This window comes from Bacillus sp. OTU530, from assembly GCF_038440375.1.
This window is the reverse complement of the sequence record NZ_JASATP010000055.1, coordinates 1-21,651: the sequence shown is the minus strand read 5'-3', so window position 1 is coordinate 21,651 and position 21,651 is coordinate 1. Positions and strand designations below refer to the sequence as shown.

General features: G+C 41.9%; 21 protein-coding genes. 2 read left to right on the top strand and 19 right to left on the bottom strand.

The annotated features are described in order from the left end of the window. Positions 1 to 14 precede the first annotated feature (14 nt). Both abc-f and AAHB12_RS26220 read right to left on the bottom strand, forming a co-directional pair. Entirely contained in the window at positions 15 to 1,832 is a 1,818-nt protein-coding gene (gene abc-f / locus AAHB12_RS26225) for a ribosomal protection-like ABC-F family protein (RefSeq protein WP_342048138.1), read from the bottom strand. A gap of 351 nt (positions 1,833 to 2,183) precedes the next feature. Beyond that, the gene (locus tag AAHB12_RS26220; RefSeq protein WP_342048136.1) at positions 2,184 to 2,390 is read right to left on the bottom strand and encodes a zinc ribbon domain-containing protein; all 207 of its coding nucleotides are present in this window, start codon (positions 2,388 to 2,390) and stop codon (positions 2,184 to 2,186) included. Positions 2,391 to 2,652: 262 nt separating this feature from the next. Here AAHB12_RS26220 and AAHB12_RS26215 point away from each other — a divergent pair, with 262 nt between their 5' ends. Then, complete coding sequence (locus AAHB12_RS26215) at positions 2,653 to 2,859, top strand: hypothetical protein (protein ID WP_129731293.1); 207 nt, start codon at positions 2,653 to 2,655, stop codon at positions 2,857 to 2,859. 176 nt (positions 2,860 to 3,035) lie between these two features. On the opposite strand, the gene AAHB12_RS26210 is transcribed toward AAHB12_RS26215, so the two are convergent. From AAHB12_RS26210 to AAHB12_RS26155, 12 genes are all read right to left on the bottom strand, one after another. Further along, positions 3,036 to 3,434: a (deoxy)nucleoside triphosphate pyrophosphohydrolase gene (locus tag AAHB12_RS26210; RefSeq protein WP_129731291.1), complete on the bottom strand. Its 399-nt coding sequence runs from the start codon at positions 3,432 to 3,434 to the stop codon at positions 3,036 to 3,038. A 157-nt stretch (positions 3,435 to 3,591) separates the two neighbouring features. Beyond that, positions 3,592 to 4,527, bottom strand: coding sequence for an SDR family NAD(P)-dependent oxidoreductase (locus tag AAHB12_RS26205; protein WP_342048134.1), 936 nt, complete (start codon positions 4,525 to 4,527; stop codon positions 3,592 to 3,594). A 50-nt stretch (positions 4,528 to 4,577) separates the two neighbouring features. Beyond that, the gene (locus tag AAHB12_RS26200) at positions 4,578 to 5,147 is read right to left on the bottom strand and encodes a TetR/AcrR family transcriptional regulator (RefSeq protein WP_342048132.1); all 570 of its coding nucleotides are present in this window, start codon (positions 5,145 to 5,147) and stop codon (positions 4,578 to 4,580) included. Between the two features lie 244 nt (positions 5,148 to 5,391). Then, entirely contained in the window at positions 5,392 to 6,234 is an 843-nt protein-coding gene (locus AAHB12_RS26195; protein ID WP_342048131.1) for a TIGR03943 family putative permease subunit, read from the bottom strand. Positions 6,235 to 6,238: 4 nt separating this feature from the next. After that, positions 6,239 to 7,138, bottom strand: coding sequence for a permease (locus AAHB12_RS26190; protein WP_342048129.1), 900 nt, complete (start codon positions 7,136 to 7,138; stop codon positions 6,239 to 6,241). A 412-nt stretch (positions 7,139 to 7,550) separates the two neighbouring features. After that, a complete protein-coding gene (locus AAHB12_RS26185; RefSeq protein WP_342048127.1) occupies positions 7,551 to 7,994 on the bottom strand; it encodes a hypothetical protein in 444 nt (147 codons plus the stop codon). Between the two features lie 33 nt (positions 7,995 to 8,027). Further along, the gene (locus AAHB12_RS26180) at positions 8,028 to 8,330 is read right to left on the bottom strand and encodes a DUF3219 family protein (RefSeq protein WP_129731278.1); all 303 of its coding nucleotides are present in this window, start codon (positions 8,328 to 8,330) and stop codon (positions 8,028 to 8,030) included. After that, on the bottom strand, positions 8,305 to 9,336 hold the full coding sequence (locus tag AAHB12_RS26175) for an LLM class flavin-dependent oxidoreductase (RefSeq protein ID WP_342048126.1): 1,032 nt from the start codon (positions 9,334 to 9,336) through the stop codon (positions 8,305 to 8,307). The genes AAHB12_RS26180 and AAHB12_RS26175 overlap by 26 nt, the downstream gene beginning before the upstream one ends. Before the next feature lie 20 nt (positions 9,337 to 9,356). Continuing rightward, positions 9,357 to 9,947: a molybdopterin-dependent oxidoreductase gene (locus tag AAHB12_RS26170; RefSeq protein ID WP_342048125.1), complete on the bottom strand. Its 591-nt coding sequence runs from the start codon at positions 9,945 to 9,947 to the stop codon at positions 9,357 to 9,359. Between the two features lie 229 nt (positions 9,948 to 10,176). Then, positions 10,177 to 10,977, bottom strand: coding sequence for a Cof-type HAD-IIB family hydrolase (locus AAHB12_RS26165; protein WP_342048124.1), 801 nt, complete (start codon positions 10,975 to 10,977; stop codon positions 10,177 to 10,179). A gap of 181 nt (positions 10,978 to 11,158) precedes the next feature. After that, positions 11,159 to 13,153 carry a penicillin-binding transpeptidase domain-containing protein gene (locus AAHB12_RS26160; protein WP_342048156.1) on the bottom strand — a complete coding sequence of 665 codons (1,995 nt, stop codon included), beginning with the start codon at positions 13,151 to 13,153 and terminating at the stop codon, positions 11,159 to 11,161. A 199-nt stretch (positions 13,154 to 13,352) separates the two neighbouring features. Beyond that, positions 13,353 to 13,895: a histidine phosphatase family protein gene (locus AAHB12_RS26155; RefSeq protein WP_342048123.1), complete on the bottom strand. Its 543-nt coding sequence runs from the start codon at positions 13,893 to 13,895 to the stop codon at positions 13,353 to 13,355. Between the two features lie 262 nt (positions 13,896 to 14,157). On the opposite strand from AAHB12_RS26155, the gene AAHB12_RS26150 reads away from it, so the two are divergent. Then, positions 14,158 to 15,183 (top strand): LLM class flavin-dependent oxidoreductase, encoded by a 1,026-nt coding sequence (locus AAHB12_RS26150; RefSeq protein ID WP_342048122.1) that lies wholly within the window; start codon positions 14,158 to 14,160, stop codon positions 15,181 to 15,183. A gap of 209 nt (positions 15,184 to 15,392) precedes the next feature. Here the strand turns inward: AAHB12_RS26150 and AAHB12_RS26145 are convergent, their stop codons facing one another. The 5 genes from AAHB12_RS26145 to AAHB12_RS26125 all read right to left on the bottom strand — a co-directional run bounded on the left by AAHB12_RS26145 (position 15,393) and on the right by AAHB12_RS26125 (position 21,375). Next, entirely contained in the window at positions 15,393 to 16,967 is a 1,575-nt protein-coding gene (locus AAHB12_RS26145; RefSeq protein WP_129731258.1) for a peptide chain release factor 3, read from the bottom strand. Between the two features lie 482 nt (positions 16,968 to 17,449). Next, positions 17,450 to 18,223 (bottom strand): alpha/beta hydrolase, encoded by a 774-nt coding sequence (locus AAHB12_RS26140; protein ID WP_342048154.1) that lies wholly within the window; start codon positions 18,221 to 18,223, stop codon positions 17,450 to 17,452. Between the two features lie 78 nt (positions 18,224 to 18,301). Continuing rightward, a complete protein-coding gene (locus AAHB12_RS26135; RefSeq protein ID WP_342048120.1) occupies positions 18,302 to 18,730 on the bottom strand; it encodes a GNAT family N-acetyltransferase in 429 nt (142 codons plus the stop codon). Between the two features lie 95 nt (positions 18,731 to 18,825). After that, a complete protein-coding gene (locus tag AAHB12_RS26130) occupies positions 18,826 to 20,058 on the bottom strand; it encodes a Zn-dependent hydrolase (protein WP_342048118.1) in 1,233 nt (410 codons plus the stop codon). 384 nt (positions 20,059 to 20,442) lie between these two features. Next, the gene (locus tag AAHB12_RS26125; RefSeq protein ID WP_342048152.1) at positions 20,443 to 21,375 is read right to left on the bottom strand and encodes an NAD(P)H-dependent flavin oxidoreductase; all 933 of its coding nucleotides are present in this window, start codon (positions 21,373 to 21,375) and stop codon (positions 20,443 to 20,445) included. Positions 21,376 to 21,651: the final 276 nt, after the last annotated feature.

Sequence of the window (21,651 nt, the reverse complement as noted above, 5' to 3'; positions counted from 1 at the left end):
TTCTCCACTTTGTATTATTGTAAGGCTTCCTTCAAACGTGCCAGTTCTTCATGGAGAAATCGCATACGTGCAATTAGCTCCTTTTGCATATCCTCTGTTTCCGGCTCCTCCTGCACTGCTAATACCGCTAGCTCTAGTTCCAGCTTTTGAATTTGATTTATCGCATCCGTTTGCTCAGAGGATACCCCCAGCCTAGTATTCCAAAGTTCTTCATATGTGCCCGGAAATACTCTTGTCTCCTCACCATTGATGTATAACACTCTTGTGGCGAGCTTTTGCAGCAAATACCGATCATGCGAAACAATAATCGATGTTCCAGGATAGCTCTCTAACGCCTGCTCAATCACCTCACGAGTTTCAATATCAAGATAGTTGGTAGGTTCATCAAGTACGAGTAAATTTGCTCCCGAGAAATACAGCTTCACAAAAGCAACCCGGCAACGCTCTCCCATGCTCAATTCTTCAATTCGCTTATCTACATCTTCCCGCTGAAATAGGAAACAGCCAAGCAGTGTACGGGCATTCGTTTGTGTCATGTCTGGAATAGCTAAAATGCTTTCTAAGATCGTTTGATTCACATCCAGCTTTCCTAGCTCCTGCGCAAAATAACCGATTTTCAGCTCTGGATGATGAATAACCGACCCAGCAGCTGGCATCAAATCACCGACAAGCAGCTTAAGCAGCGTTGTTTTCCCGGCACCATTTGGTCCAATCACAGCGATTCTCTCCTGCTTTTGGACATAGAACGAAAGCTGCTGAAATAGCGGCTCTTTTCCATAAGAGAATGAAAGCTCCTCTACGCGTACTAGCAAGTTTGCTTCAAAGCGGCTTTCCTGAAAGCTTAGCTTTACCTGAGCCGTCTCCTTCGGCTTCTCAGTGCGATTCTCCAACAGCTTCTCTAATGCTTTTTCCTTCGCTTTAAAACGCGTTACATGCTTTGTTGCCTTCTTTTTCTGAAACGGATCCCGCTCACTGGCCGCGTTATGGCTTTGTTGAAACCAGTTTCGATACTGCGTGATAATCTCCTTCAGCTTGCGGCGCTCCCTCTCTTCCTTTTCATACTGCGCGGCAAGCGCTCTTTCCTCAGCATCCTTTTGCGAGCGATAGGCGGTATAACCGCCTTTATAACGCTTCGTTCCTTCAGGAGCCAATTCATAAATCGCATGAGCAACGCGATCTAAAAAATAACGATCATGTGACACAATCAGAACAGCACCCGCATAATGCTTAATCCAGTTCTCCAGCCAATCCATTGTCTCACTATCAAGATGATTTGTCGGCTCATCAAGAATAAGCAGCTTTGGTTCCAATGCTGCCAGCCGCGCCAGCTGTGCTCTCGTTTTCTGTCCGCCGCTTAAGCTGTTAAAAGGAAGGTGCCACAAATCCGCCGCTAGATTTACCTTTTGTAAATAGGTCTCTACGCGTACCTCCCACGTATAACCGTCCAAATTCATATATTGCTCATACAACCTATTATAAGACTCAAAATCCGCATCTTGTTGTCCAAGCTGTTTTTCCAATATGCTCATCTCGTTCTTGATACGAGACAGCTCTGGCATCCCGGCGTATACGAACTCCAACAATGTCGTTTCTTCCCCAACATGGAGATGCTGCTCCATGCAGCCCCATTCTTCAATCGGCAGCATGCGCTGGATGCTGCCGCGATCTATACTCGTTTTCCCAAGCAAAGCTTGGATGAATGTTGTTTTTCCTGTACCATTTCTCCCAAGCAGAGCAATATGTTCGCCCTGTGAGATTTCAATATGCGCGTTCGCAAAGATCTGCTTACCGTTCCATTCCTTTGCAACTCCATCTGCCTTTACAATCAGCATATGCATTCCCCGCTTTCTTCAAATAAAAAATCACAGGCAGCTGCCTGTGATGGATATGCGAAAAATGAATAACACAAAAATGGGTTGCAAAAGAACACAGTTCAATAAAGAACATGAATTCAATCACGAAAGTATTTTTGCCATATAAGCCGCATCTAAAAATGGGCATAGTTATTCTGTACACATACCGCCTTTAGGCAGCGCCTTTGTCTCGTATAGCTTTTTATTAGCGAGCAAAGTGTACAAAATCCATATCGGCAAAGATACCTCCATTCATAGATTTAACCTTATCATAGGTAGTATATGGATAATTGTCAAGGGATGTGTAGGAAATTTCGAATGCAAGCTGGATTACCCACCAAAAAATAAATCAATAATGTTAGAAGCTTTAGAGGTGTTTTTGTTGTAAAACTCGGAGTATCCGCAATTTTTGCAGTAGACGACAACAAATTGGTTATGCTGTACATCTAAAAACTTAGACAAGCCAGTTCCTGTCATGGCTACTTCTTTTGTACCAGTTTCTCGGCCACCACATTTGACACATCCTTTTTGGCTCATGAAACTCCCATCCTTTTCTTAATTTTAATACCGTAAAAATAAATTTCCTAAATAAGGAAACAATAAATTTATTATAACATGTATGTTAGGTCCAGAATTAACCTTTTGTATTGATTTAGCAGAGTACTAGCAGGCTCCCCTTTGACAAATTGGCTATAGTTCTTCTTCTTACTCACTGTAAACATGCTTTTTTTTAAAATAGTTATGTTCCCTTTATACTTTGCATACTTTTAAACAAACCACTTTAAGGGGATGATAATATATGGATGAAATCGGATGGGCTATCCAAGACATTAAAGAGTATGACCATTTAAAGTTGCAATGGATTAGAGGCAAGGGATACCATATTTACGATACCAATCAATTTCCGGACATGCCTTTACTACAATTTAGGGAAGGTAGATGGGCAGCTATCGTGGCTTTTGATAGAGTCGTTTTGGAGTATTTAAAAAGGAAATATGAAGAATGAGTTTATGAGATTCGTAAAAATAAAAACCGTTCAGTACAGATCTTTTTTATTGTTTCATTCGTATCCTATTGACTTGGGTAGAAAAAAGGCAGAAACCTCTGCCTTTTTTCTTTGTCCACCATCTTTTCTGTAAGGATAATCCGCTATGTAAACACAACGCTTATTTCTCTCTAACCCTACCCCCGATCCCCCGTCAACAGTTGCACCGTCGGAATATCCGCTGGCGCCCACTCCAAATGCAGCAACTCCTTAGCCGGCACCCATCGCAATTCCGCATGCTCTTTTGCAGTCGCTGTGCCTTCTATAATCTTAGCTTTGTATGTAATCAAATTTACAATGACATTTGGATACTCATGGATAATATCGGCATATCTTTCGAAAATCTCGATGGCGCAGCCTAGCTCTTCTTGGATTTCACGGCTTAATGTGTCCTCGGGCTGTTCGCCTTCCTCCACCTTACCGCCGGGAAATTCCCATAGATTAGGGAGATCCATTTCAGGGGAACGCAAGGCACATAGAATATCGTCTGTTTCATTAAAAATAACTGCGCCAACAACCTGTACTGTTTTTTTCATGTATATCTCTTCCTTTCCTTGCATATGTAAAAGGTTTACAGCTTCTTACTTAAGATAAACACAAAAAGAGAAAAATACACCCTCATGGACCAAGAAAGATCGTGCAGGATCTTACCATTTAAGATAACATCCTGCTCTCCTTTGTCATGCTGAGCGCTTATTGCTGCGCCTTCATATAGGCAATCGTCTGTCTTAGTCCCTCTTCATAAGAGGTGCGCGGCAGCTTTCCAATGATTCTTTCATATTTCTCCCCGCTTAGTACAACCGGCTCCTCCGTTAAATACAGCATCTCCACAACCTCGCGCATGTTGGCATTGAACAAGCCAAGAAATTGAATCATGCCTTTCGTGATCGTTGATACTCGTTTGTCATACTTCGTAATTCCTCGAAGCGTTTGGACAATTTCCTCTCCTGTGATGATGCCCGCCCCAGGAATATTCCAGTTCTGTCCGTATGCTTCCTCACGCAATGCCAGGTTGACAATGGCTTTTGCCCCGTCTGGCGTAAAAATGAATTCTCTTGCAATTTTTTGGTTTCCGACAAAGCTGGCCTTTTTATTTTGTACTATGCTTTGCAAGGTATAGTTCAAGATGGTGCTTTCAGCATTCGGTCCGTAAAAGTCAGGGAAATGAGCAATAAGTGCCGGCACACTGGATTCCTTTACTATTGTTTCCACCTGTAACCGAAGCTTTCCTTTTTTCGTATGAGGCTGTTTCGGCGCCGCTTCATCTACCTTCTTGCCAGGGCTCCGTCCGTAAGCATAGATATTATCTACAATCGCAAGCTTTGCGGACTGTTCCTTCGCTGCATGGACAATATTTGTCATAAAGGCAGCAAGTTTTCCTTCCCAGTCAGCATACGGTATGTTTGCTGCTTGAAAGATAACCTCTACTCCTCTAGCAGCAGCTTGTAAGTCTTCCACCCGAAAAATATCACCAGTTATGATTGTGACATTGGGCTCTGCGCCAAACAATTTCTCCAGTTTCTCTTTTGTACGCGCAAAGGCTATGACAGCAATTCCTCTTTCACACAGCTCCTTGACAATTGAATATCCCATTCCTCCTGAAGCCCCTAATACTAACACTTTTTTCATCTTAACTCCCCCTTTTAATTGACCACTGTTCAATTAAACTTAAAAAAAAATTATATGAGCGATCTCAGTAAAAAATTCACATGCGAACGAGCTAAATCCTTCACCTCGTCATAACCAACTACATGACGGCTATAGTGAGTAACAAAGCCGTGTAAGGATAGAAATACAGACCATATGTCTTGAAGTGATACCTTTTTGTCACATAACATATATACGCTTTTCGCAAATGCTTCATAGCTTTTATTTGGCCCTTCATTAATAAAGCTTCTAACCTCCTCATCCTTAATAAGGAACATAATCTCATAGTGGTTTTGATGTGTGAGACCAAACTCTATAAAGCCAAGCAGCACCTGCTTCAGCTTGTCATGCTGTTCCAAGTTCTGCTCCATGATGCTAGCTAATATATGATCCAGCATGTGAAAATGCTCTTGTACCATGGCATAAAATAATTCTGCTTTGTTTGTAAAATGATAGTAAATGGCACCATGGCTGTAGCCGAGTTCCTTGGCAATTTGTCTCATCGATACATGTCCATACCCGTTTTGGACAAACAGGTCTCTTGCTGCATCCATAATCATCTCACGTGTTAGCTCTTGTTGTACAGATTTTCTTGGGGACATGAGAACCTCCTTATTGACCACTGTTCAATAATTATTTTATTCCATCAAATTCCATTCGTCAATATCAATACGCTAAAATTTGCTTAGTATATGTCCATTAGAATACTAAAACCTCTAACACGTACAAAACAGGAGATGTTGACGGAACTCTGTACAAATTAAGAAGAAGCCACGTCATGAAATGTGAGCAAGGCTAACGCCAAAGGTACACGGGTACCTTTGGCGTTAGCCCTTTATCGGTTGATTATGCTCCGCGGTACACATATTGATCCTTCGGTGTGGCAACCTGTTTCCAAGATGTCACATTGAGTACCGGAATTGTCGTACGAAATGGTTGATAGTACTGCGTTTCAATCGTCCCCTTTATCGTAATCCACTGGTCATTGCTCCAATCAGCATCCTTTGGCTTGTTTACAAGCATGCCAAACACACCAGAATCAGCTACACAATGGATAATGCCAAAACGGAACAGGAAATATTGATCCTTCCCTGAACTGTCATCTCGGAAAATAAATCCTTTAAATGACAAGGTTTTGTCGACAAATTCACCCGGACTATTATAAATAGTTTCCATGCCTTTTAAGAAGTCGGTATCTGTCAAAGCAATCTTATCACGACCCACGTACTTCTTTTTCTCCTTTGCCATCAGCTCGCGATACCCCTCGCTCCCGTAATAAATGCTCGTATCAGGTTTTAGGAATTGCCGCTGCATGAAAGGATCGTTATTTCCAGGCTCTGCGACCGGAAAATGGAATCCTTTTGTCTTTACAATATCGGAATCAAGGGAAGCAATTGGAAGAAACAAACCGCTAAAAATTGGAAAACATAGTAAAGCGAAAGAAAAGCGACGCTTCCAGCCCTTTTCCTCCTCATGATGATGACCGCAGTGATCTCCGCAATGCGCATGATCATGCGACTCCTTCTTAAAGACGGCAATCACCTGCACCACTGTCAGCAAAGCAAGCAGTACCGCAGCACTTTTAGAAAGATAGGCGTATCTCATATTGATGTACTTTGTAATATTTCCAGATATATGAAGTTGTATAAGCAAAAAAGTAAATCCTAATAATATATAGGCACGTGCCATATTCTCACCCCACAAAATGAAGCACTACTGAACTCAGATAGACTGTCACTGCAATTAAGGCAATCAATACAACAACAAACTTTGTCTTAAATGACCCGAGCATCATTAGCGTGTTCTTAATATCGACCATTGGACCAAATACAAGGAACCCAACAAGCGAGGATACCGCGAATGTACTTTGAAACGAGGATGCAATAAATGCATCTGCTTCTGAACAAAGCGATAAGATAAAGGCTAACCCCATCATTACCCCGGCGGATGCAAACGGACCTTGTCCAATGGAAAGAAGCACAGATGTTTTCACAAAGGTCTGCACACTGGCCGCAATTAAAGCGCCAATAACTAAATATTTACCCATAGAAAAGAACTCCTGCACCGCATGCTCACAAACATCCCAAAGCTTTTGCTTGAATGTCTTCTGCACAATCGAACTATGGCTGTGCTGGCTTTCATTCTTCAGAATAGAACCCTTAAATAAAAAAGAAACGATAAGCGCAACAATAAACGCAACAATAAATGCTGTACCTGCCCGAAGCCATACCATCTTCCAGCTATTCCCGAACGCTACATAAGTAGCGAACAGCACAACAGGGTTAACAATCGGACCTGTTAGCATAAAAGCAACTCCGGCATGAGCAGGAACCCCTTTTCCAATCAAGCGGCGCACAATGGGGACAATGCCGCATTCACAACCTGGAAATAACAGACCAAGTATCAGTGCCATCAAAATCGATAATACTCGATTCTTTGGCATGAAACGTGCAACCATATCCTCGGTTATAAACATTTGAATAATTCCGGAGACAAATACCCCAATCAAAATAAAAGGAAGTGCCTCAATTAAAATTGAAATAAAAATTGTATTCATTTGTAAAAAAGCTTTTGGTATGTGTAAAAATTCCATAGAAGTCACCTCGCTATTCCGAAACCTGATTGTCATTGTACTCCTATTTTTCTATTTCAACAAGTAGAATACTTAATCAACTAAAAAAAATAGAGTCGATACACCTTCCTCCTGCGAAAAAAGCTAGACAATGACTCCTAGCGCGATTCTTGTCTTCTAAACGAAAAATGCCATAAGCTTCAGATTCTGTCAAACTATCATTTTGTACGAGTGAAACACGAGACTAAAAAGAAAAAACATCTATCGTTTAAAGGAAAGCTTGCCCAGCTTGAATACAGAAAGCCAAGGCATAATAAGTAACATATACATCATCCACTTTTTGTTCATTCCAAAACCTCCTAAATTTGCAATAAGCTTTTGTTAGTCCACCTTACAATGTTTTTATATATGTTGTATTCTTACCTTAATATTTTCACCTGAAATAACCTAAGATATCCATTTTCTGTTCAACAGTCGTGGAAGAACGAGATTCCTCCAAGACTGGGGATGCCCTCGTTTTCCGCATTCCCCCTATACCATCATTTCCTGCTACTTCGTATAGTTTAAAACTCGCCGACTGGAGAGCCTGCTTTTGGGCGAAGGCAGAGGCGTAGTTGTCCTTTGCTTTATTCCTAAAATTTCTCGCTACGTCGAATCGGCATCCAGCTAGAAATTTATATTTTCTTAAAGTGGAACATATGTAAAAAACAAAGCTGCAGGCTGGTCCTGCAGCTTTGTTTTTTACATGATTCAACTTCTCCACAACGGGCTGATATTGATGCTGCGCTGAAATTTGATAATCGTACACACCCTTATTCTCGAGTCCAAGCAATTCAGATAAAAACCCCAAATTATGAGCAGTCACAAAGCTTTCCATCGCCAAATTTCCTCCAAAGCATGGCTATCAATATCACTGCACCGATTCCACTAGCTCCAGTGTAAACTCACCTACCTGATTTTCCTTATACAAATTTGTAAATGAGGTAGAATAATTACCTATGGTTGCTCGGAATTCCAAGTTACGCTCTGGGACTTTTACATCAAAGGCGTTCTTGTACAAGAGTGTCGTAATTTTATGATAGTCCTCACTCTTCACCTGAAAAACAAACGAAATCTGATGTAACAGGTTACCTGTCTTTTTGTCAGAAACCTCTTCTTCCTTATATTCACTAACTGTAATCGGTGTATCATTTAACATCACTGTTGTAATCATAACAATTCTCCTCCATTAATATTTCATTGGCGATGAGGCGATACGATGCAATCCGATCTTCAAAGCTATGCACCGTCGTGACAATCATGATTTCATCCGCTTTGTATCGTGCTTGTATCTCTAGAAGCTGCTGCTTTACCTCCTGCGGATTGCCGATGACTGTCTTTTTCTGTACACCCTCCATTACGTCCTGGTGCTTGCTGCCTATATATTTCTTTGCCTCCTCGATTGGCGGGATACCGCTTCCTCCCTCCCCGTTTGCAAGCTGCAGCCTCCAAGCAGCCCCACTTAACGCAAGCTCCTCTGCTTGTTCTGTTGTTTCTGCACAAATAGCGGCTACGGCAATAATTGTCTTTGGCTGCTTCAGTCTAGCAGTTGCCGTAAATGTATTTTTGTATGTATTCATCAGCTGCTCGCCATCCTTCTCGCTCATAAAATGACCAAAGACATACGCGACACCTGTTTCTGCGGCTAAAATAGCGCTTTTTTCACTTGTTCCAAGCAGCCACGGCTCTGGTGAAACCACTGGCAGCGGCGTCGGAGAAATATTCGTATACATATGCTCAGCCGGAAATTCATGATACAGAAATTGCAGCAGCTCTTTAAATTTTCCAGGCAGTTGCCGAACCTGCTCTAGAAAATTTCCAGATAACGCAATTGTTGCTTCAGCTGGTCCGCCCGGCGCCCGGCCAATCCCGAGGTCAATACGATTTGGAAATAAAACCGAAAGCAAATTAAATACCTCGGCCACCTTGTACGGCTTGTAATGCGGCAATAAAATCTCCCCTGAGCCAATGCGAATCTTACTCGTTTGCGCCCCGATATATGCCAGCATTACTTCTGGTGCAGGACATGTAAGGCCTGACATATCATGATGCTCAGCAATCCAGTAGCGGGTGTAGCCAAGCTCTTCTCCTGCTTGCGCAAGCCTCACAGATTCCTGCAAGGCCTGCTGCTCAGTTTTTCCAGCCGAGCGCGGTGATTGATCCAAAATACTAAGCTTCATATTGGTCCCCCCTTTCTCGCCTAACGATAACGTTCTTCCTTGAATGGATTTGCCGTCATCGAATAGCCCATTTCTTCCCAAAATCCAGCTTCATCACCCTTCATAAATTGAATGCCTGAAGCCCATTTCGTTCCCTTCCATAAATAGAAGGCTTCTGGCGGGATAAACCGAAGCGGATAACCATGCTTTGGAGAGATATCCTCCCAATCATGCCGTTCGTCCTTCCAGCGATAGACGAATAACGCATCCTCTTCAAGCAATGCCCCTAGCGGTAAATTTGCCGAATAGGCAAACCGGTCTCCATTGTAATAGCCGTATATCTTTACATAATCTACACCTTCATTTAGTTCCACAAGATTAACTAATTCACGAAAGGCGATTCCTTCAAAAGTTGAGCCGAATTTCGACCACGTTGTCACACAGTGCATATTAATGCTTGAAACGGTTTTTGGCAGTTTCATCATACTAGCATACGATAATGTTACTTCCTCCTTCACCTCACCGAACAACCGGAAATTCCATGTTTCTTCCTGAAATTCGTAGACATCTCCTACATGCAAAATGGGCCAATTCTCTGTCTCAAATTGACCAGGAGGCAGCTTATTTTTCATTGAATTCATCCTCTCTAAAATTGGTACGATATTCCAATGACTTTTATCATACATGCTCAGCCTATTAGGACGCAAGAAATGTCCCTTGTCATAGAAGAATGCATTCTTGTATGTTGATCCCTTGAAAGAAACAATAATAAGAGCAGGCAAATGCACCTGAACTTTCTCTTGTACATTCTGAAAACACGAAAAAAGGGTCCTTGCTTCAAGGACCCTAAACAACCTCACCTTATACTAATTTCAATAAATCTGTAATCGCGTATGATACACCATCTTCATCATTGCTTTTTGTTACAATCGTCGCCTTTGCTTTTACCTCTTCCGGCGCATTAGCCATTGCAACTGATTGCGTTGCGATTTCGAATTGGGAAATATCATTTCCGCCATCACCGAATGCATAAATTTCGTCAAATAAAAGATTGTGCATTACTTCATATCTTCTAAGCGCCTTTCCTTTTTGCGCTTCAGTTGACGTAATTTCAACGTTATTCGGGAATGAAGAAGCAGTAGAAATGTCATCATAGCCCGCTAATGCCTCTTTCACTCCTGCAATTCGCTCTGCTTCCTCCGCATGTACAAGCGCAATAAGCTTATAGATTTTTACATCTTCCAGCTTAAGCACCTGATCATAATCGTACGTTTGAAACAGCCCCTCCAGCTCCTCTTTGCTTTTTGAATGTAACGGAGGCAATGTTGACGGAAAGCCTCCATGATTTGTATAGACAAGAACGCCTACATTTAACTCTCTTAAAAGAGATAATGTTCGTTTATATACAGAAAGCGGCAGCGTTGCTTCATATAATAGCTTTCCTGTTTTCGAATATAAAACAGAACCATTTACACAAATAATCGGACAGTTCATCTCCTGAACGCCGGGAACCTTTACTACATCCTGATACGCCCGTCCTGTATTTAAGATCACATCTACCCCGTTTGCTTGCAATTGTCTGATAGCTTCTTGGCTTGCTGGGGTAATTTCGTGATTGGAATTCAATAATGTTCCGTCTAAATCAAGCGATACACATCTCATATTGATCACACACCTTACTAAACTATTTGATTATATTTAATCTATCACGATATGATTTTATATTCCATCATCATATCATGGAAAGCCTTTGTTTTTATTTGGAAGGCAAAATGTTGGATTCTATCTAAAATAAAAAACGCTGGCATCTGCTGACCAGCGTTTTTATTGTGCTAACATATTTCTAACGTGCTGCTAATACATTCCGTACCTTCTCTGCAACATATGAACTGCCGCCGCGTTCCTTTACATCCTCGACCATCATCGCAATGATAACATCTGGCTTTGCAGCATTAAATCCGGTAAACCAGCCATTTTCCTGACCTGTTTCATTCTTACCCTGCTTGAGTTCAGCTGTTCCTGTTTTCCCGGCTATAAGCTTATTTGCAAGCTTTGCATTTTTGCCTGTTCCTTCTGGATTATTTACAACAGCAACCAACGCCTTTTTCAATAGCTCCGCCTGTTCAGCTGATACGACATTTTCCTTCCACACCTTTTGTTGATCCTGCTCCTTTACAAGCACCGGTGCTGGCATAGCACCATTATTAACAATCGGTGCATATGTAAGCGCGACATGAAGCGGCGTCATTAGCACCTCTCCTTGACCATAACCCGTATCAGCGAGCTCAATATCACCTTTTATTTCGCCATTTGCAAGCTGTGATGCCTGAAACGGATATTTTAGTGGCAGCTTTTCGCCAAGACCAACTGCCTTAGCACCTTCAGTAAACGCTTCTTTGCCAATTTGCAATGCTTCCTGTGCAAAGTAAATATTATCGGAGTATACGAAGGCATTTTCTAAATTGACTGAATTCTCCTCATGTACACGCTTTACATAATAGTTCCCCCAAGAAGCGTCCTTTGCCCATTTCAAGCCAGAAATTTTCTTTTGTTCAGCAGGATCAAGTGTCCCTGCTTTTAAACCAATCATGGCCGTGATCGGCTTAAATACAGATCCTGGCGTATATGCCTTTGTGAAGCGATTCAGCAGCGGCTTTTTCGGATCATTATTCCACGCATTCCACTGCTCTGACTTCACGCCGCGAACAAAGGCATTCGGGTCATATGAAGGACTGCTCACAAGCGCAAGAACCTCTCCTGTGCTTGGGTGTACAGCTGCCGCCGTACCAGCATCACTGTTTAGCTGTGTGTAGATGCTTTGCTGCAAGCTGCTGTCAAGCGTAACAGAGATGGTTTTCCCATCAACTGCTTCCTTTTTCGCAAGCTCTTCCTTCTCCTTGTTGTTTTCATCTATAATATACAAACGGGCACCATTTTCGCCATGCAGTTCATCCTCATATACCTGCTCTAACCCTGCCTTGCCAATAACATCCCCTGCTCGGTAGCCTTTTTCCGCAAGGGTTTTCAATTGCTCTGCAGTTATTTCCTGCACATAGCCTGTAATATGGGCAGCAGCCTCCTTTAGTGGATAAACCCGCATCGGAACATTTTTTATGCCGACACCCGGCAATCCCGGATCCGTATTAGCACCCTCTGGGAAAAAGCCAATCGGTACAAACAAATTCGGCTTCACCCACTTTGCACTAAGCTTTTGATTGATCTCTTCTACCGTAATACCTAACAGTTTAGCTAGTGCCTCCTTCGTTGCTTCTGCATCGGCACCGAGCTTTTCTGGCACAATTCCAGCTTGTGGAACAGTTCCATTTATCGCAAGACCATTTCCGCTTCGATCCAAAATTTCGCCGCGCTTTGCTTCATATGTATCAATGCCAACCTTATCCCCCGCTTTCATATCGGGAAAGATATGTGTTGTCTCCCACTCAATCTTCCATTTCTCTTCCTCTCCACTTTTTTCCTTTACAAGCTTAATTGGATTTTGAAAGGAAATAGGTCCTGCCATTGTGTCCATCTTTAATTCATAATGCCGCATAGCAGCATCCTTTTCATCCTTCTTGTTTTCTTGCTCCTTTTGCAGCTTTACTTGAAGATTCTCTACTTCAATATCACTATATATTTTTTGGTAACGTTGTACGAATGCGTCCTTTGCGATCGACTTCTTAGAACTCTCAGACAGCATATCGTACATATCAGCAAACTTCTGCTTATTCCATGCCTGTATGTATGCATCCAGTGTTTCCTCCGGCTTTGGAGCATTGCCGCAGGCGGTTACCACCACAGCAAGAAGGATACACATACATAATCCATAGATTCGTTTCATCATTGTCCCCCCTTATATATCTTTTCATTATACAAAAGCAACCCAAATATATACAAATATTACAAAGAATTTGTATAGGCTGCAACGGACTAAAATATTTTGTCCCTCTGTAGAAAAGGATTTTTATAAAGCAAAAACAAGCCTTCAATTGAATTAAGAAGCTGATATATATGCAAGATAACTCGTGAAAGCTGTTTTATCATTTTTCAAATACATATAGCTTCCCATTCTCTGCTCTTCTAAATTTCGGTCCAGCAAATCCTCTTCTTAGCAGCTCCTGTCTCATAAACATCATAATGCCACCATGACCAACAATAAGTACATCCTCATCATGCAAAAGGATTTGATCTAGGGCCGCATTGATTCTATTGAAAACAGCTTGTTTACCCTCCTGCTGCGATCGATGATTCAACAGCCAGGCTCCCCGAATAGACAGCAAATGGACAAAAAGAGGAATTCTAATATTCCAGCGAACAAATGGAGAAAGTGTGATTTCTCTTAATTCCGGCAAATAAACAATTGAACCCTGAAACACTTTTCTAGCTGTTTTTTCTGCTCTGGGCAAATCGCTTGAAAAGCACCTTTTCCATTCTATATTACATAAATCAATTTCATTTTCTACAACATCGGATGCATCGTATTCTCCCACCCATTTCATAAGTTCTGCGGATGTAACCAATGTGTTGGGATATCCTCTTACCACTTTAAAATGGCGAACTAAACCAACTTTCAACCCCTTCACTTCTCCCCTCAAAACATATAGTATCTTTATATTTTACCATCCGATTTACCTGCATTTCGACACGAGGGACATAATTCTTGTACTCGTATTCTTCTAAAACAAGATTCTACCTGCTTGTGTTCTCCCTCTAATACACTCAGTCAAGATCAAAGCATTATATTTTGAGCCGATGCAAACAATTGATACAATAATTTTTGGGAACAGTTATATAGAACGTTCCATCTTAACTCACTACCATTCCAAAAAGAAAGAAGCTGAATATATGTCTGCGAATATAAAACAACTATCTGATATCCAATTTTCTGTGCTGGATCTTTCACCCATTATCGCCGGCGGAACTGCGGCTGATTCTTTACAAAACACGCTTGATCTTGCTCGCCACGCTGAAAAATGGGGATATAACCGCTATTGGCTTGCTGAACATCACAATATGCCCGGCATTGCCAGCTCTGCTACATCTGTTGTCATCGGTCATGTGGCAGCGGGTACTTCAACGATCCGAGTTGGGTCTGGCGGAATTATGCTTCCAAATCATTCACCTTTGGTCATTGCAGAGCAATTTGGCACATTAGTATCTTTATTTCCAGGACGTATTGATCTTGGTCTCGGTCGCGCCCCTGGCACCGATCAACTAACTGCCCGCGCTCTGCGCAAGGAAAACAGAATGGGCGGCGAAGACTTTCCGGAACAGCTAGCTGAGCTTCGCGCCTATTTTGACCCAGAAGCCTTTTCTGGAGATAACTACGTACGAGCAATTCCAGGAGAAGGTCTGAATATTCCGATTTGGTTACTAGGCTCAAGCGGATTTAGCGCACAACTAGCCGGGCAGCTCGGTTTGCCGTTTTCCTTCGCAAGTCATTTCTCACCAGAGTATACATTGCCGGCTCTTGACTTATACCGCCGCAACTTCCGGCCTTCCAGCGCATTAGACAAACCATACGCCATGGTCGGTCTAAACGTTGTTGCGGCAGATACAGATGAAGAAGCACAGCTGCTAGCGACCTCGATGCAGCAAATGTTCTTAAATCTGCTGCGAAACAAGCCTGGTCAACTGCCGCCACCGGTAGAAAATTTGGAAAGCTTCCTCACTGAACATGAAAAAGCGGCCCTGCAGCAACGGCTTGCGACTTCAGTCGTCGGAAGCGCTGAGACAGTGAGAAACAAGCTGCAAAGATTCTTAGATCGAACTGAGGCAGATGAAATGATCATCAACTCGCAAATCTTTGATCATAATGCGCGTCTTCACTCCTACGAAATTATTGCTGAGGTTACAGGAAGAAAAGCCTAACCCTTGTATTTTAGGGCAAAAAGACTGAGCTCTTGGGCGAGGACAGAGGCGTAGTTGTAGTTACATTACACTTATCATTTCCGACTACCTCGAACGACTTCTAGCTTGAAATTTATACTTTTCTACAGTGAAAAAAGGCTTGTAGATAAGGGGAAACTCCCCTTTGTCTACAAGCCTTGCCCAATTACTTTCTAAAGCATTTCCTTATATTATCCTTCAAAAATTGTGCTTAGCTTCACATCAGGATATTTGTCAGTAAACGTCCGAAGCACAAAATCATTTTCAAACAATAGAACAGGATTGCCATCCAAATCCTCTACAAGCATGGCACGGGAATCCGTTTTAATCTGTTTCACATCATCCTTTGAAATCCACCTTGCACTGTTATGCTGCATCGATGTGAATTCAAGATCCACACCATACTCTGCCTTCATGCGGTATTCGAATACCTGAAACTGCAGTTCACCGACCGCTCCTAAAATGTAGTCTCCGAAGAACGGTGTACGGTAAAGCTGTACTGCACCCTCCTGGACAAGCTGTGTCATCCCTTTATCAAAATGCTTATGCTTCATTGCATTTTTTGCCCTTACTTTCCGGAACAGCTCTGGTGGGAACTTCGGCAATGCTTCAAACTGAAACATCGCTCCTCCTCCGATGATTGTATCTCCAATTTGATACGTACCGGAATCATATAATCCGATAATATCACCCGGGTATGCTTCCTCTACCGTTTCCCGATCAGAAGCTAAAAACTGCTGAGATTGTCCTAATTTAATTTTTCTGCCTGTACGAGGAAGGGTAACTGTCATGCCGCGCTCGAATTTTCCAGAGCAGACACGTACGAATGCAATCCGGTCACGGTGAGCCGGGTTCATATTCGCCTGTATTTTGAAAACAAATCCAGAAAAATGCGGATAATCAATGGGAATCTCACCATTTGAAGACATTCTCGACTGCGGCGGAGATGTTAAATTTAAAAAGGAGTTAAAGAACGACTGCACACCAAAATTGGCGATGGCACTTCCAAAAAATACAGGCGTTAATGTCCCATTTTTCACTTTTTCAATTGAGAAATCATTCCCTGCTTCATCAATTAGCATCAGTTCGTCAATCAAGGACGGGATTACGGCAGGATCGATATATTTTGTTAACTCTTCTGTAACATTTTCACCATCAAAATCAATAAATACCGATTCCTCATTACCACGATATACTTCAATTTTCTTTTCAAATCGGTCGTATGTTCCTTGGAATCGTTTCCCCATGCCAATCGGCCATGTCGCCGGATACGATTCAATGCCAAGCACCTCTTCAATTTCCTGCAGCAGCTCAAGCGGCTCTCTTCCTTCGCGGTCAAGCTTATTAATAAAGGTTAAAATCGGAATTCCTCGCATACGGCACACTTTAAATAACTTGAGCGTCTGTGCTTCGATCCCTTTCGTTCCATCGATTACCATTACGGCGCTGTCTACCGCTGTTAACGTACGATACGTATCTTCACTAAAGTCTTGGTGTCCCGGTGTATCGACGATATTCACGTGATGATCGCGATAGAAAAATTGCATTACACTCGATGTAACAGAAATTCCCCTTTGCTTCTCAATTTCCATCCAATCTGAGGTTGCGTACTTTCCAGATTTTTTTGCTTTTACCGTCCCTGCTGAACGAATTGTTCCCCCAAGCAATAGCAACTTCTCCGTCAGTGTCGTTTTCCCGGCATCCGGATGCGAAATAATCGCAAAGGTTCTGCGTGAATTCAGTTCATGTTTTTGTTCATTTGTCATAGAAAAAGTCCTTTCAAGCATCATATATGCAAAAAATATATAAAGAATAATCTTATCTAACAATACATGATTTTTATCGTTATGGATACCCAATCATATCTGTTTGTTATCATGTGAAGCACGAGAACATGTTCTATTGTACATCATCCTTGCAAAAAGAAGAAGTACTCTTCCTTTCACATTGGCGAAGGCAAGGCATATTTGCATCTACACCTTGTTCCTAAAGTTTCCTGATACGTCGAATTCACTTCTAGCTAGAAACTTATACTTTCTTAAAATAAAGAAAACTCGCCGATTAGCGAGCCGTTAGGCGAAGACAGAGGCTTAGTTGCCCTTATACTTGATTCCTAAGATTTCTTAAAGTGTGAAAAAAGCCGCGCACAAACGACGCTAGCCTTTCAGGATCCTCAAGCACTTTAATGCCCTAATTTACAACGCTCCTGTTACATATGACTACTGTTCACTGTGTCTTTAGCTACTGTTTATTTCCCCTTTAACGGAAGCCACGTTAATACATCCTGTATAGTTTTATCCCAATAATCCCACTCATGATCACCAGAACCAAAATCTGTCGTTAAGTTATATTCCGTTTTTTCACATAGATCCTTAAAACGAATATTATCCTCGTATAAAAAATCCTCCGTACCACAGCATTGATACAAAATGGGCTTTTGTTCATTTCTATTAGTTTTTTCTATCACTGAAAATAAATCATGTTCTGTTCCAGCTACATCTTCATTTCCATAAATCAGATGAAAAAGTCCCTCTTGATCAGCTTGATTGATGAGGCTTACGATATCTAATGCTCCTGATAAACTAGCAGCAGCACTGATTTGCTCAGGACGGTTCAACGCCCATTTAAAAGCTCCATACCCCCCCATTGAAAGCCCGGCAACAAAATTATCCTCTCTTGCATCGGATAAAGGAAAAAATGATCTGGAAATGGATGGGAGCTCTTCCGTTAAGAAAGTCCAATACTTATTACCGTATTTCATATCTGTATAAAAGCTATGATGTACTTGCGGCATGACAACGGCTAATCCAAGAGGCGCAACGTATCTTTCAATCGATGTCCTCCTCGTCCAAATCGTATCATCATCACTCAAACCATGCAGCAGATATAATGTCTGATACTTATCACCTGTTAGTGTATTCTGCATTCCGATTTGTGTTGTCGTTTGCTGTGGCAATATAACCGTCATAGATGTACTTAGATTTAAAACATCTGAATAAAACTGACATTGAATTAGTGCCACTGCAACCATCCCTTCAGAACGATCATTAGGTTCGATTATCCCTGAACCTTTTCTCATTTCTAGTTTTTTGTTTCGTGCCTAAATCCTCTTTAAAAATACATAGCTCACCTTATCGTATTCTAGCCTTTCCTCATAAAATCGATGTGCATCCAATCTCTGCAAACCTGATGACAGCGACACAATATTATAACCATTATCTTTTGACCAGTTTTCCACATAAGACGATAGCTGTTGACCATAGCCTTTGCTACGATGCTCGTCATCTGTCACTAAATCACACACCCAAATGAATTTACCGTTATATAACGTAATCATCGGCATAAAACCTACCGCCGCCACAATTGTATCCTTCTCAAATAGGGCAAATAGCTTATATCCCTCATTCTCAACCGCTTGCTGAATGAGTTCTACATAGCTTGTTTCGTCTAAGTGTGTGCGTAACTGTTTCATGACAGGAAAAGCCTCTAGCCACTGCTGCTTCGTAAGTAACTCTTTAATCCTTACCATATGTAACTGCCCCTTTTCTTCTATTAACAGGAAAAAGGCAGCCAATTACAACATACACAGCTGCCTTTATGCTTCACCTTTAGATTCTAAGCATCCTAATTAGCTAACAATGCTAAAACTGTATCCAGCAATACGTTAACTCCCTTTTCACAATCCTCCCACGCTGTCAATTCTTCCTCACAATGGCTTTTTCCATTTATGCTTGGAACAAATAGCATCGCAGTCGGCACAAGGCTTGCAATAAATTGGGCATCATGTCCTGCTCCGCTCACCATTCTTTTATGAGAATATCCTAAAGACTCTGCTGATTGCTCAAGCGCATTGCAAGTATCCTTATCAAACCAAACCGTATCCCGATCCCATAGCTTGACAGCCTTCACTTCGCAATCCGCCTTCGCTATGGATTGCGGCAGCCCTTGTATCACTTCTTCAACAGAGCTGATCATATCCGGATTTTTATGCCGTGCCTCTAAGGTAAATACAACTTTATTCGGAATGACCGTATGGATATTCGGGAACACGTTCACCCTGCCAATTGTGTACACTAACTCATCATCGATCGCCCCTAATCGTTGACAGATTTCCGAAATCAGATTATTCGTAGCAAATAGGGCATCCTTTCTCATCCCCATCGGTGTTGTCCCTGCATGATTAGACTCACCGGTCACCTCAATTTCATAGCACACCATTCCGACTACACATTCAACAACTCCAATTGTAATATTTTCTGTCTCCAAAATCGGCCCTTGCTCAATATGTAGTTCTAAAAAGGCTGTAGCCTCTTTCAAGCGGTTTTTCGCTTCGCCTGCATACCCAGTGGCTTGCAGGGCTTCCTCAAACGTAATCCCGGCAATATCCGTTTTTTTCAGCATTACCGATTTTTCAAATTTTCCTGAAAGCACGCCCGATGCCATCATAGAAGGCTCGAATCTAGCACCTTCCTCGTTCGTAAAATTAACAATCGTAATCGGAACACGAGGCTTTATATTGTTTTCCACTAGCGTCCTCACAACCTCTAAACCAGCCGCAACCCCTAATACCCCATCAAATCGACCGCCCTTTTTCACCGTATCCAAATGCGATCCAAGCAGAATTGGAGGCTGCTGCTCTACCCCCTCTAACGTCGCATAAATACAACCCATATCATCTACAGCAATAGACATGCCTAGTTCCTTACAACAATCGCAAAAGTAATCCCTGACGGCACGATCTTCCTGTGACAACGATAATCTCGTTACCCCGTTATTTTCTGTACGTCCATAATTTGCAAACAGCTCCAATTGATTTCTTAACCTCTCACCGTTAATTAATATCTTTTGCCGTTGCATCACGAACACTCCTTTCCCAATCTATAGATGAGATGAGCTAATACTGCTTTATGTCATAACAAACTATTACACAGGGGATGGAAGAATCCTGCTTATTTGTAAGAATATCTTGCATACATTTGATAAAGAAAACTCGCCGATTGGCAAGCCCTGCTCTTGGGCGAGGACAGAGGCATAGTTGCACTTATACTTTATTCCTAAAATTCCCCACTGCGTCGAATGAACTTCTAGCTGGGAATTTATACGTTCTTACAGTGTAAAGTAAAAAAGCGAGCAGTTTCATATCAAACTACTCGCTCAAACATGATATTTTGACTTTTCTCAACCACTTCGTATTATGTTTACCTATAGGCTGACATAACAAGCTTTTTATATGTATAATCTCTATCTAAACCCGACTGCCTTCTTGTATTCTTCCATGATATTATTAATAATTTGCTGCACCGGCAAAATATCTTTAATCTCCTGTACCCTTGCCCCTGCAAAAACCAATCCATTCTCAACATCTCCGCCAACTGATCTCAATAAGGAATCCAATGTGCAGAATCGATACGAACAATTCTTCAGACAATCATGACACTTAGCAATTTTAACCTTATCTACGCTGCTAATCAGTTCTGTAAATTGATTTTTAATGGCTCTTCCATATAACCCAACTGTTGTTTTCACCATCATGATATCACGTTCTTGTGCATCCACATATTTCTGCTTAAACGCTAAAGGAGCATCACATTCCTCGCTAGCTACAAAACGGGTGCCTATTTGTACGCCAGAAGCTCCAACCTTAAGCGCTTTTGCGAGATCCTCACCCGTTAAAATACCGCCAGCTGCAATCACAGGAATTTTCACAGCCCTCACTACCTCTGGAAGAATATCAAATAAAGGTCTATCTGTTCCGATATGGCCACCTGCTTCACATCCCTCTACCACAACAGCAGCTGCCCCTAACCTTTCAGAAATCTTGGCTAGCTTTGCAGAAGAAACGATTGAGATGACCGGCACTCCAGCATTTTTCCCCCAGGCATACATATCTCTTGAAATACCCGCTCCAGAAATAATGAAATCTACCCTTTCTTCTATAGCAGCCTTCATTTTCTCAGCAAAATCCTTCATTGCAAACAACACATTTACCCCAACATATCCCCTTCCTTTGGTTAGCACTCTCACCCTGCGAATATGGATCCTCATTTCCTCAATAGAAATCCCTGTACCTGAAATAATGCCAATCCCCCCCGCATTCGCGACAGCAGCTGAAAGCCCGCTCAAGGATATCCCTACTCCCATCCCTCCCTGTAAGATGGGAACCCTTGGAATCATATGCTCAATTTGTAGTTGTGGAAACTTCAACAGAAATACCTCATTTCATGGATAATGTAAAATGAATCATTCCTTTCTCTCATTATGCCATACTTGGAGGTGTCTTCATGTGAAAAAAATCACAAACAAAAGCCCATTTCTATTTTATTTACTCTCAACTGAAAAATACAAAAAAACCCCTCCTGCATGTACAGAAGGGATTTAAATTTTGCCTAGCGACGTCCTACTCTCACAGGGGGAAACCCCCAACTACCATCGGCGCTGAAGAGCTTAACT

What these genes read in the sequence shown, in the direction of transcription:
- AAHB12_RS26195 (WP_342048131.1), bottom strand. Translation starts at nt 6,234, where the DNA reads ATGGCACGTGCCTATATATTATTAGGATTTACTTTTTTGCTTATACAA.
- AAHB12_RS26190 (WP_342048129.1), bottom strand. Translation starts at nt 7,138, where the DNA reads ATGGAATTTTTACACATACCAAAAGCTTTTTTACAAATGAATACAATT.
- AAHB12_RS26180 (WP_129731278.1), bottom strand. Translation starts at nt 8,330, where the DNA reads ATGATTACAACAGTGATGTTAAATGATACACCGATTACAGTTAGTGAA.
- AAHB12_RS26165 (WP_342048124.1), bottom strand. Translation starts at nt 10,977, where the DNA reads ATGAGATGTGTATCGCTTGATTTAGACGGAACATTATTGAATTCCAAT.
- AAHB12_RS26185 (WP_342048127.1), bottom strand. Translation starts at nt 7,994, where the DNA reads ATGGAAAGCTTTGTGACTGCTCATAATTTGGGGTTTTTATCTGAATTG.
- AAHB12_RS26125 (WP_342048152.1), bottom strand. Translation starts at nt 21,375, where the DNA reads ATGATTCCAAGGGTTCCCATCTTACAGGGAGGGATGGGAGTAGGGATA.
- AAHB12_RS26130 (WP_342048118.1), bottom strand. Translation starts at nt 20,058, where the DNA reads ATGCAACGGCAAAAGATATTAATTAACGGTGAGAGGTTAAGAAATCAA.
- AAHB12_RS26175 (WP_342048126.1), bottom strand. Translation starts at nt 9,336, where the DNA reads ATGAAGCTTAGTATTTTGGATCAATCACCGCGCTCGGCTGGAAAAACT.
- AAHB12_RS26210 (WP_129731291.1), bottom strand. Translation starts at nt 3,434, where the DNA reads ATGAAAAAAACAGTACAGGTTGTTGGCGCAGTTATTTTTAATGAAACA.
- AAHB12_RS26215 (WP_129731293.1), top strand. Translation starts at nt 2,653, where the DNA reads ATGGATGAAATCGGATGGGCTATCCAAGACATTAAAGAGTATGACCAT.
- AAHB12_RS26205 (WP_342048134.1), bottom strand. Translation starts at nt 4,527, where the DNA reads ATGAAAAAAGTGTTAGTATTAGGGGCTTCAGGAGGAATGGGATATTCA.
- AAHB12_RS26160 (WP_342048156.1), bottom strand. Translation starts at nt 13,153, where the DNA reads ATGAAACGAATCTATGGATTATGTATGTGTATCCTTCTTGCTGTGGTG.
- AAHB12_RS26150 (WP_342048122.1), top strand. Translation starts at nt 14,158, where the DNA reads ATGTCTGCGAATATAAAACAACTATCTGATATCCAATTTTCTGTGCTG.
- AAHB12_RS26200 (WP_342048132.1), bottom strand. Translation starts at nt 5,147, where the DNA reads ATGTCCCCAAGAAAATCTGTACAACAAGAGCTAACACGTGAGATGATT.
- AAHB12_RS26170 (WP_342048125.1), bottom strand. Translation starts at nt 9,947, where the DNA reads ATGAAAAATAAGCTGCCTCCTGGTCAATTTGAGACAGAGAATTGGCCC.
- AAHB12_RS26135 (WP_342048120.1), bottom strand. Translation starts at nt 18,730, where the DNA reads ATGGTAAGGATTAAAGAGTTACTTACGAAGCAGCAGTGGCTAGAGGCT.
- AAHB12_RS26145 (WP_129731258.1), bottom strand. Translation starts at nt 16,967, where the DNA reads ATGACAAATGAACAAAAACATGAACTGAATTCACGCAGAACCTTTGCG.
- abc-f (WP_342048138.1), bottom strand. Translation starts at nt 1,832, where the DNA reads ATGCTGATTGTAAAGGCAGATGGAGTTGCAAAGGAATGGAACGGTAAG.
- AAHB12_RS26220 (WP_342048136.1), bottom strand. Translation starts at nt 2,390, where the DNA reads ATGAGCCAAAAAGGATGTGTCAAATGTGGTGGCCGAGAAACTGGTACA.